This window comes from Blautia sp. MSK18_10, assembly GCF_020553185.1.
GTDB lineage: Bacteria > Bacillota > Clostridia > Lachnospirales > Lachnospiraceae > Blautia_A > Blautia_A wexlerae.
In genome coordinates this window covers 1-10641 of record NZ_JAJCGT010000063.1, presented here as the reverse complement: position 1 = coordinate 10641, position 10641 = coordinate 1, and the positions used below count along the sequence as shown (strand labels likewise).

The 10641-nt window shown below is 41.6% G+C and carries 10 protein-coding genes; all 10 read right to left on the bottom strand.

The genetic code is table 11. The features are described 5' to 3' along the window. Window positions 1–137 precede the first annotated feature (137 nt). Window positions 138–677 (bottom strand): hypothetical protein, encoded by a 540-nt coding sequence (locus LI074_RS16015; RefSeq protein ID WP_118339483.1) that lies wholly within the window; start codon window positions 675–677, stop codon window positions 138–140. Between the two features lie 177 nt (window positions 678–854). Next, window positions 855–2054: a D-alanyl-D-alanine carboxypeptidase family protein gene (locus tag LI074_RS16010; RefSeq protein ID WP_022379978.1), complete on the bottom strand. Its 1200-nt coding sequence runs from the start codon at window positions 2052–2054 to the stop codon at window positions 855–857. Then, window positions 2051–3211 (bottom strand): FtsW/RodA/SpoVE family cell cycle protein, encoded by a 1161-nt coding sequence (locus tag LI074_RS16005; protein ID WP_025578412.1) that lies wholly within the window; start codon window positions 3209–3211, stop codon window positions 2051–2053. Before LI074_RS16005 ends, LI074_RS16010 begins: the two co-directional genes overlap by 4 nt. Beyond that, window positions 3205–3492 carry a cell division topological specificity factor MinE gene (gene minE, locus LI074_RS16000; RefSeq protein ID WP_020993911.1) on the bottom strand — a complete coding sequence of 96 codons (288 nt, stop codon included), beginning with the start codon at window positions 3490–3492 and terminating at the stop codon, window positions 3205–3207. Before minE ends, LI074_RS16005 begins: the two co-directional genes overlap by 7 nt. Before the next feature lie 25 nt (window positions 3493–3517). Continuing rightward, window positions 3518–4306: a septum site-determining protein MinD gene (gene minD / locus LI074_RS15995; protein ID WP_008703173.1), complete on the bottom strand. Its 789-nt coding sequence runs from the start codon at window positions 4304–4306 to the stop codon at window positions 3518–3520. 60 nt (window positions 4307–4366) lie between these two features. Next, window positions 4367–7261 carry a penicillin-binding transpeptidase domain-containing protein gene (locus LI074_RS15990; protein ID WP_173698134.1) on the bottom strand — a complete coding sequence of 965 codons (2895 nt, stop codon included), beginning with the start codon at window positions 7259–7261 and terminating at the stop codon, window positions 4367–4369. Next, window positions 7246–7776 (bottom strand): rod shape-determining protein MreD, encoded by a 531-nt coding sequence (gene mreD / locus LI074_RS15985; protein WP_008703177.1) that lies wholly within the window; start codon window positions 7774–7776, stop codon window positions 7246–7248. Before mreD ends, LI074_RS15990 begins: the two co-directional genes overlap by 16 nt. After that, entirely contained in the window at window positions 7766–8677 is a 912-nt protein-coding gene (mreC, locus tag LI074_RS15980; RefSeq protein WP_020993912.1) for a rod shape-determining protein MreC, read from the bottom strand. Before mreC ends, mreD begins: the two co-directional genes overlap by 11 nt. Before the next feature lie 17 nt (window positions 8678–8694). Continuing rightward, complete coding sequence (locus tag LI074_RS15975; protein ID WP_022379976.1) at window positions 8695–9708, bottom strand: rod shape-determining protein; 1014 nt, start codon at window positions 9706–9708, stop codon at window positions 8695–8697. A gap of 22 nt (window positions 9709–9730) precedes the next feature. Next, window positions 9731–10450, bottom strand: a complete 720-nt coding sequence (radC, locus tag LI074_RS15970; protein WP_008703183.1) for a RadC family protein — start codon at window positions 10448–10450, stop codon at window positions 9731–9733. Between the last annotated feature and the right edge of the window lie 191 nt (window positions 10451–10641).

Here is a 10641-nt window from a genome sequence, read left to right as displayed (position 1 = left end):
TGCATATTATTCAAAAACACAAGTGGTATTTATATTTTTTTGTGAAATTTTGTTGAAAATATGTTACTGTTCACACACCACTGTCCCGCGAGGTGTTTTGGCATATTCATGCCAAAATCCCGAGATATTTATTTTTTTCAATGGGTAAAAAAGCTATACAATTCCAGGTATTCCTTTTCTGTTTCCTCGAAAGCCCGTACCGTATAATCTATTGTAATATGAATTTCCGGTGCTTCCCTTTCCTGGGGTTCATTTAGCAGGTATGTAAGGTCAAACCAGAGCATAGCATCATCGATTTCTTTTAATAATTGTTCTTCTTTTGCGTTTAATGGGCTCCCAAGATATTTCTGATAGATCAGATCCAGCAGATTTTTCTCCTGCTCTTTATATCCTGAGAGGGTTTTCTTGAATGGTCTTGGCACATCAGATAAATAACATTCGCTGGCATCGTGCAGAAGGCAGGCAAATGCCACACGCCTGGAATATCCTCGCGCAAGGGCTTCTCTGGCACAGTTGATGCAATGCTGACCTACTGAAAAAAAAGTTTTTACCTGTCCGTTTCCGCGGCAGATCAAAGATAAGGCATGTGCAATATCTTCGATACAGATCATATCCGGATCCGGATGTAATGGATCTATATGTCTGCCTGTGTATGTTGTAATACAATTGTTATTCATGATCTTTCACCTCGTTCTTTTATGTAACCGGAATTCTTGTAACAGCAAAGTGGATGGTCTTGTACGACCCCTGTCGGAAGACTTTATTATGTTATAGGTGTTATAAAAACATTGCGGAGAATTTTCTATAACATAAAACGGATACAATTAATGATAACTGTATCCGTTTTATATTGACTAACTGTTGATATTCTGAAGCAGTGAATTCATCTCCTGATACAGAAGTTCTTTCGTAGCAGCTCCCATTACAATTGAAACAAAAGTTTTTCCGTATGCATTCTGTGTAAGGATTGCAAGACAATTGCCGGCTACTTCTGTTGTTCCGGTTTTACCACCGAGAATTGTAACATCTTTTGGGGCTGTTGCCTCTCCGGTAAGATAATGGTCTGTTGCGGTAAGCGTGGTGCTTTTTTCAGTTCCGTCTGAGCCTGTATAGGTTACTGTATAAGACGGCAACTCTGTAATTTCTGTAAATTCAGGGTAGGTGAATGCTTCATTCAGCATCAGATAAATATCATATGGTGTTGTATAGTGATTTTCATCCTGCAGTCCATGTGGATTGGAAAAATGTGTTCCTGTACATCCAAGCTTTGCGGCATAATCATTCATCATCTGTACGAAGTTCTCTGTATTGCCTCCAACATATTCCGCAATGGCAGAAGCTGCATCATTGCCGGAATATACAAGCAGACAGTGGAGAAGCTGATCAAGGGTAACCTGATCGCCGGCCACAAATCCGCAGACCTGTGATCCATCCTCCAGTGTAACATTATCCTGAGTGATCGTGACAGTGTCATTCAGTTTTCCACTTTGTAATGCAAGCATTGCTGTCATGATCTTGGTAATACTTGCAGGATACACCTTATCATAAATGCCGTTTGCATACAGTACTTTATGATTGCTCAGACTGAACAGTAGCCCTTTCTGTCCATCTTCCAGCTGGGCATTCTTAATACGATCAACATTTCCTTTGGGGGAAACGCATAATTTCTGGGCGAAAGATTCTGTTCTCATATTTTCCTTAGCTGCAAGGGCATTTGTGAAAACTTCAGAAGAATCAAAAGCCTGTTCAGGAGTACCAAAATAATTTCCGCTTAATATATTCCATCCGTAAAAAACACCGCCGGCAGCTGCAAGAATCACAAATACACCAACCAGAATCCTGAATATATGTTTTAATCTCTGACGCTTTTTATGATATTTTGTACGTAGCAAAGCCTGATGCTCCTCTGTTTGTCTGGATGGCATCTGCGATTTCGGCAGTTTGACTGTCTGAAGCGGTCTGGAAGGTTTGTGTCTGTGCGGAGCTGTAGATTTGTATGGAACAGCAGATTTCTTTTCCGGTATTTTACCGGAAGATTTCTTTTTTGTTCTCATAAGTAATCCTCTCTTCTGTCAATTTCTTTTTGAATAATTTCTTTATTGTATGTGCTGCTCTGAAGTCCTACATTGAGTACAAGCCCCATACCAATATACAGACTTACCAGCGAAGTCAGTCCATAGCTTACAAAAGGAAGGGGAGTTCCCGTATTAGGCGCAAGACCTGTTGCAACACAGATATTAATGAAGCTCTGTAGTGCGATCAGGCCGCCGATTCCACAGCAAAGAACCTTTCCTGACAAATCTTTTGCCCGAAGACTCATCCGGATACATTCAAAGGCAATTGCCAAAAGTAGCAATACAATTATCACGCATCCAATAAATCCGTACTCTTCACCTGCAACAGCAAAAATAAAGTCTGTCTGATTCTCTGCCACGAAGTTTCCCTGATTTACAGAAGTTGTACTGTTATCACCGCTTAATTTCTTACCAACCAGTTCCCCTGAAGCAATTGCAGTTTTAGAGTTATTCTGCTGTTCAATATCATCCGAGTATTCTTCGTTTTCCGGATACAAAAAAGACATGATACGACTTCTCTGGTAATCCTTGAGCAGTTTCTGATCCGGCTGGACAACAATTGATAAAAAAATAATGGTCAATGGAACAGCAATAAGCAGTGCTCCTCCGATGATCTTATAGCTTAAACCTGCAATATAGATCATAATACAGAAAATTACTACAACAGTAATTGTATTTTTCAGGTCCGGCTGTTCCAGGATCAGGAACAGAGGTACTGCCAGTAACACGCCGGATAATGCCAGCGTTTTAAGTGTATTCAGTGTTTCCTCATGATCCATAAAAAATTTTGCAAAGAATACGATCAGGATAATTTTTGATAATTCTGTCGGCTGAAATCGGAAAGATCCGATACCGATCCATCTGGCGGCACCGTTAGCACTGTCACCCGCAATACGCACAACGATCAGCATGATAATATTAAATCCATACATGATCCACTGAAAGTTCATGATCCATGAGTAATCCAGCAAAGAAAGGATCAGCATGACAATAAGTCCAAGTATTACTCCGGCAAACTGCTTTGATCGCAGGTCCGATGCTGCTGTGCCTACCAGTGTAACTCCTATCAGGCTGATCGCCAGCAGGAAAATGATCAGTCTGAAATTGTAAAATCTTAATTTATATTGCTTTAACATAATTTATCTGTCCTTTTTAGTAACTGTGAAGATACCAAACGGTTATCCTTTTTGTTTAAAACAGGAATATACGCATGGAGTACTGCAGGTTCCTGCGTAATCTGGATTTTTACCTGTTCTTCATCAATAGTAAGGTATTTTTTTACGGTATGTATCATATCATTCCGCAACATTTTCATCATCTGTGGAGAGCAGTCGATACGTTCCGAGATCAGCAGAAGCTTCATGCGGTCTCTTGCATATCCGGCTGAACGCTTCTTTTCTTTAAAAAAAGCTTTCACACAGATTCCCCCTTATAAATACAGGCTACTTTTTGAAAAAACTACCTATTTTTCTTAATAACCCCTGCTTCCTGTTAATGTCTGCAAACGGAATCTCTTCACCTAAGAGGCGTTTACAGATATTCATGTATTCTTCTTCTGCCTGAGAAGATTTCCCGGAAAGAGGCTCCCCCTGATTTGTGGCAATCACAATCTGTTCATCATCCAGAATTGTTCCGATCAGATCAACAGCAAGGATATCCGTTACATCATCTACGGACATCATATCACCTCTTGCAATCATATCCGGCCGCAGGCGATTGATGATCAGGCTGATATCTCTGATCTCGTTGGCTTCCAGGAGTCCGATGATCCGATCTGCATCACGTATCGCAGAAACCTCCGGCGTGGTAACTACCAGGGCTTTATCAGCACCTGCGATCGCATTTTTAAATCCCTGTTCAATTCCTGCCGGACAGTCCAGAAGAATATAATCAAACTGTTCTCTCAGATCGTCGGTCAGTTTTATCATCTGTTCCGGAGACACAGCGGATTTGTCTTTTGTCTGCGCAGATGGCAGAAGACATAATTCCGGATGTCTTTTATCCTTGATCAGAGCCTGTCGCAGACGGCAGCTTCCGTTAATGACATCCACCAGATTATAGACAATCCTGTTCTCCAGGCCCAGAACAACATCCAGATTCCGCAGACCGATATCTGTATCAACCACAACAACTTTTTTGCCCAGCATAGCCAGACCTGTTCCGATATTGGCGACAGTTGTGGTTTTTCCTACTCCGCCTTTGCCGGAAGTAATCACAATGACTTCACTCATAGTTACAATTTCCTCCCTGAAAAAATTTCCATTCTTCTGGTATTCTCCTGTATGGTAGTTTCAGTCATTCGAAGTGTCACTGGTATCACTTGCCGCAACACCGGTAAGAATAGACTTTTCATCAGTTAATTCAAAGATATATTTAAAAATATCATCAGCTGCAAGACACGCATTACCGGAAGCATATCCATTCTCAATACGCACTGCAATCGCATATTCAGGATCTGAAGCCGGGGCATATCCCACAAACATACCATGGTTTGGATGATAAACATTTACCTCGGCTGTACCGGTTTTACCTGCCACATCCACGCCAAGTCCGTCAAACTGTCTGTGAGTCTGTACTACCCGGTACATTCCGTCGTGAATATCATCCCACACATTCTGTGATACATCAACTGTATTAATGATATCCGGCTCATATTTTTTTAAAGTATTACCCTTGGAATCTGTCTGTCTGTCAAGTAAAGTCAGATCATAAACATTTCCACTGGTAGCGATCGCTGTTGCATAACGTGCCAGCTGACTGGTGGTATAAGCATTGGTACCCTGTCCGATATAAGACGGGACTGCGTAGGAATCTGACACATGAGGTGCGGATTCTGTGATCTCGATACCTGTTTTCTTATCCAGACCAATCTCTGAAGCATATTTTTGCAGTACACTCAGGCTTCGGTTTTCTGAAAAGTTTCCGTCTGCATCCTGACCAAGTTTAAAACCAATCATATTGAAATAATAGTTACAGGACTGTTCAATCGCCTCCCTGATCTCGATCTCTCCATGTCCCTGTTTGTTCCAGCAGTTGATTGGAGGTGTTACAAGATCAAAGGATCCGGTACAGTTAATGTATGTTCCGTCATCGATCACTCCTTCAGACATTCCGGCAATTGTAGACAGAATCTTAAATGTAGAACCCGGTGCTGCTGTCTGTTGGGTTGCTTTATTGAAAAACGGACTGGATTTATCTGTAGATAATTTCGCATAATAATCCGTATCCATGTTATTTACCAGACGGTTATTGTCATATCCCGGGTAGGATACGCATGCAAGAACATCCCCTGTTTTGACATCTGTGATTACTGCAGAAGCAGAACATGGCTCCAGCGCAAGCTGCGCAGGTTCTATTTCGAGAGTATAAATTTTATTGATCATAAAGTCATAAGCTGTCATGGAGCCGGAGGCCAGTGCCTCGTAACTGCCATCATCTTTTGATAAAACTCCCTGTTCATACAGCACCAGACAGATCTCGCTTCCGGAAATGGTGTCTTCCTGAAGCATATACTTATACAGAAGTTTTGAGAAATTGGTGTCTTTTTTAAGATAATCAATCAGATAATCTGTAAGAGCCTGATATACTTCATCGGAATCCAGATAATCTCCTTCTGTAGAAAATTTGGAAATATCGATCCAGTTCTGACTTGCCGCATATGTCAGATAATCTTTCAGACTGATATCTTTATCGGTTGTCCATTTCTGATAAGTACTGTCAGAGGTATCAATGGCATTCTTTGAGATAATCCCCAGCGTATCTCTGAGAAGATCATCACAGATATAAGTAAGATATTCCTGGATCTGATCATCTTCATCTTTTACGGCCGGTGGATCCTCAGCTGTCAGTCTGTTAGTTATTGTATCAAAAACCTGTTGCTGTTTCTGTTGAAATTTGGCATATAAATTTTTTTCTGTATCGGAGGCGTTGGCATCACTGAATTTACTGATATCAATGACACTGTTGGCAATCAAGGCATTATATACATCATAGATCGGTATCTTGATCTGTGCAGCATCATTTACACTGAAATCATAGGTTTTGGCTGCTTCGATCTTGGATAAAAGGATTCCGGCAACTCTCTGTTTCAGTATCTGGTAGATGGCGGACTGCCAGCTGCTGTCTATGGTAAGATAGGTATCGTTACCTGCGACAGGTTCTACTCTCGTGCTGTCGTCAATCTTAAGTACTTTACCAAGGTTATCGACAGTGACAGTTTCTTCACCGTCTGTTCCCTGAAGAGATGTTTCCATATATTTCTCAATTCCCGATTTACCGATGATCGCATCATTTGAATAATCAGGATTCTTCTGTCTCAGTTCTTCAAGCTCTTCTGAAGAAGCCTGTCCCGTATAACCAAGAATTGGTCCCATGCTTGCATCATTAATGTATTTGCGGACAGAATCCTCTACAATGTCAATTCCCTGAAGCTCCGGCTGATCTTCTCTGATTGCAGCTACAGATTTTTCGCTTATATTTGAAGCAATCGTAACGGCCATGTACTTCTTGAAACTGTTAGTGCTCAGTGCATAGCGGATTTTGGAAAGCTCAAGTATATCCTGCTTTGACAGGTTCTCCGGAAGTCCATGGGATGTCAGTTCTTCTTTGGTATAAGCATTATCGCCGTAAAGAACAATGGAAAATCCCTCTTTTCCGCTCATAAACTCGATCATCTGATCTGCAGTGGCATTTTTCTGTTTTTTTGTCAGGTTATCAATCAACGGTTCTCCGTAAATATCCGCACGAAAACGGTTCAGAGTAAATCCCTCATCAACATCAAAAGCATAATTCCCGCTCTCATCCAAAACAATATGGAAGCCGGTACTGATGGAATCCCCGTTGGACTCAAGGATTTTCAGGACTTTATAGGCAATCCCGTTCAGTGTAAGATTCTTTTCTCTGGTAGAATCATAAGTTCCATTATCCTCAAAGGTAACAGAATAAGCCAGCACATTTGTTGCCAGCTCCTCACCATTTCTGTCATAGATATTGCCACGCGTACTTTTGATCACACGTTTTTTTGTTGTTCTTGATTCAAATTTGCTGATATAAGCCTCTCCCTGGATGATCTGCAGTTCAAAAAGCTGACGGACCAGAGTGGCTGACATAAATACAAAAACCAGTACCAGTATTGTGGTACGTTTTATTCGTATCTTTTTAAAAAATCTTTTTATTTTAGTACCCAAATAGACTCACTTTCCTTCATTGATGGATTCTTCATGAAATGATAATTAATATAATGAAATACCCGGTAAACAATCAGTGTAAGGATCACTGTATAAAAAATCTCCGGTAAAATAATCCGGTATAAATAGGTTCCGAGCCCCAGACGTCCCCTGAGCAGAAACTGCAATGCATAGACAGAAAGTCCGTACAGTAAATCCCCGATACCTGCAAGCATAACCGGAACCTTTATGTCATCATCATAGCAGATCCTGTGGGCATATCCGCTTAAAAAGCCAATATACATATAGATCAGAGCGTAGAAACCAAACACAGAGCCATAGAACATGTCTACCAGAAATCCACAGAAAAATCCTGTCCACAGTCCACTTTTTCTTCCGCGCATCAGCCCCATGGATATACACAGGATCAGGATCAGATTCGGCGTGATAGAACCGATGGATATCACATGAAGAAGAGTACACTGAAGAAGAAAACTGATCAGGATCATAAAAAATAACGCTATCTTACTCTTCATTTGCAGTCGCCTCCTGAGCTGCCTGAGCATTGTCATTAACAGAATCCTGTTTATTTACTGTAATGACAAGTACATTTTTCAGATGCTGGAAATCTACAGGTGTGACAATGGTACCTGTTTTGGTCAGATTGTTGCTGTTTTGTTCCACCTCACTGACGTATCCGATAAACAGTCCCTCTACATATTTCTCACTGATATTGGAGGTAACGATGCGTTCCCCCACTGTTACTTTATTATTCTGGTCATACAACTGGCTGAAGCTTAATTTACCCTCATCGATGAGTTCCAGATCTCCTTCCACCACACAGTTATCCTGTGTGCTGACAGTCATGGCACTGACATTGCTGCTGTCATCGATAATGGAACGTACAGTCGCCCAGTGAGTTCCGACCTCTGTCACGATCCCGACCAGACCTTTATCTGCAAGTACATTATTATCCACACGAATGCCGTCTGCAGATCCCCGGTTGATCATAAAGGTATCATACCAGTTGCCCGGATCTTTGGATATGATTTCTGCAGCAATCTTTGGATATTCGGTATACTGCTGGTCAAGATTATACATCTGCTGTAATCTTACATATTCTGTCTGATCCTGGATCAGTTTATTGTTCTGTTCTGTGAGACTGTCTATCTGTGCCTTTAAATTTTCGTTCTCACTGAGGATTTCTTCTTTATCACGCATACGGTCCTGCATTCCTTTCAGAACTGAACTGATCCGATTGATGCTGTTTTCAAATGGAACGATCAGTATCCCGGCGGCATCCTGCAGCGGTGCAGTGGTTACGCCGGATGAAAAAGTGGCAGCAATACAGCTGACGCAGAAAATCGACATAATGACCAGAAGATGTTTACTTTTTAATTTAATCCTAAAATGTACTTTCTTTTTCAGGTTTTTCATTGATGCACCCCTAAAAATTATAGTTTTCTCTGCGTAACCGGTACTGCCCATTCACGCAGTTCTTTATTTCTGATTATTTTCTCCAGACCTGTAACTGCCGAGGTTTCATAAAAATCTGACAGATTAAAGGTGAATCCTGTATAACTGGCAAGGTATTTATCAATATAAGGAAGTCTGGTACTGCCTCCGGTTATGTAAATCCCCTGTTTCGCAATATGGTAGGAAATCTGGGGAGGAATTCGCTCCAGAAATGTTTTCATCTCTGCCGCAATCTCATTCAGACAGTTCATGATACCGTCATTTACCACATAAGAAGAAATGATTTCTTCTCTTGGCAGTCCGGAAATACAGTCAATTCCTACAACCTTACGTACTTCCTTTTTCGGATCACTGAGGCGTCCCATGACCATCTTAAGCCTCTTGGCAGTCCTTGTGCCAATCTGCAGATTATATCTTTTACGTATTTCACTGCAGACAGATTCATTCATCTGTCTGCCTCCCAGCGGTATTTTCCTGCTGATAATGATCTTTCCTCCGGTGATGATCGATACTTCTGTACTCTGTGCACCGATATTTACGATCATATTTCCTTCCGGATCTTCCAGATTGACACCCATGGCAATGGCATCTGCAATGGGTGCCTCTACCATAAATACGCGATTTTTCTTTAACCAGTGACCATTCGCCACATGAAAATATGCCCGTTTCTCAACCGCAGTCATATCCAGAGGAACAGTAAAATACATTGTTGCGCCAAATCCCAGGATATGATCGATCTTTCGGATCATACTGTAAAGAACAATCTCCTGAAGTTCCAGATTAGCGATCATGCCAAATGTCATTGGCGAAGTAACCGTAATATCTGTGGGGGATTTCTCAAACATATCGTATGCTTCATTTCCCATTGCAATGATCGTGTGTCCCTTGGACGCGATCATATTTTTCTCGATATAAGTTTTGTTTCTGAAAAAAGAATAGACTTTTACGGAACTGCTTCCCAAATCTATTCCATATGTTTTCTCAAATAGCATATTCTGCCCCTTTGTTGTTGCCTTATTCTGTACATGTATTCCATAATCCTTCTTCTCTGAAGCTGCAGTATCTCTGATCCCCGATCACAATATGATCCAGCAGATGTATTCCCAGCAGTTCCCCCGCCTGATAAATCCTGGCTGTGATCTGTAAGTCATCCGGACTTGGTGTAGGATCACCACTTGGATGATTGTGTATCAATATCAGACTGACTGCATGGCGGCGCAGGGCTTCCATGAAGATTTCCCTTGGTGTTACCAGCGAACCGGTTGCAGTTCCCCGGGTCAGTATCTTATCTCCCAGAAAATGTCCTTTCACATCTGACATCATACAGATCACCAGTTCCTGCTCTTCATGGCGGAGTTCTTCCATATAATAAGCTGCTATGGAGGAGGGATTGTTCATAACTATCTGCGGTCTGGCAGCAGCCTTGGCAATTCTTTTGGAAAGTTCTCCAATGCATTTTAACTGTACTGCTTTTACCTGTCCGATTCCATGAATCTTCATAAGATCCTGTACAGATACATGCATAAGCCCCATAAGGCCGGGATAGGAGGACGACTCCATAAATTTCAGGATCTCCTGTGCAAGTGCCAGTGAATTCTTTCCTGAAGTGCCGCTGCGCAGGATTACTGCCAGCAGTTCAGTGTCATTTAATGAACCCTCACCCTGCATAAAGCATTTCTCATACGGCCGCTGTTCCCTGGGAAGCTGCTTCATAATATTATTTGCATTATTCATAAGTCTGCCTGTGCTCTCTAAAGCCTCTGGGCAAATTGCAAATTATATTCTAGCATAAAAGAGGAGAGATGTACACTCTCCTCTCTGATTTTTATGTGAACTTTATAGTTACTGGGTTACTGTTCACACACCACTGTCCCGCGAGGTGTTTTGGCATGAATATGCCAAAATCCCGAGACATACAAGCCAAA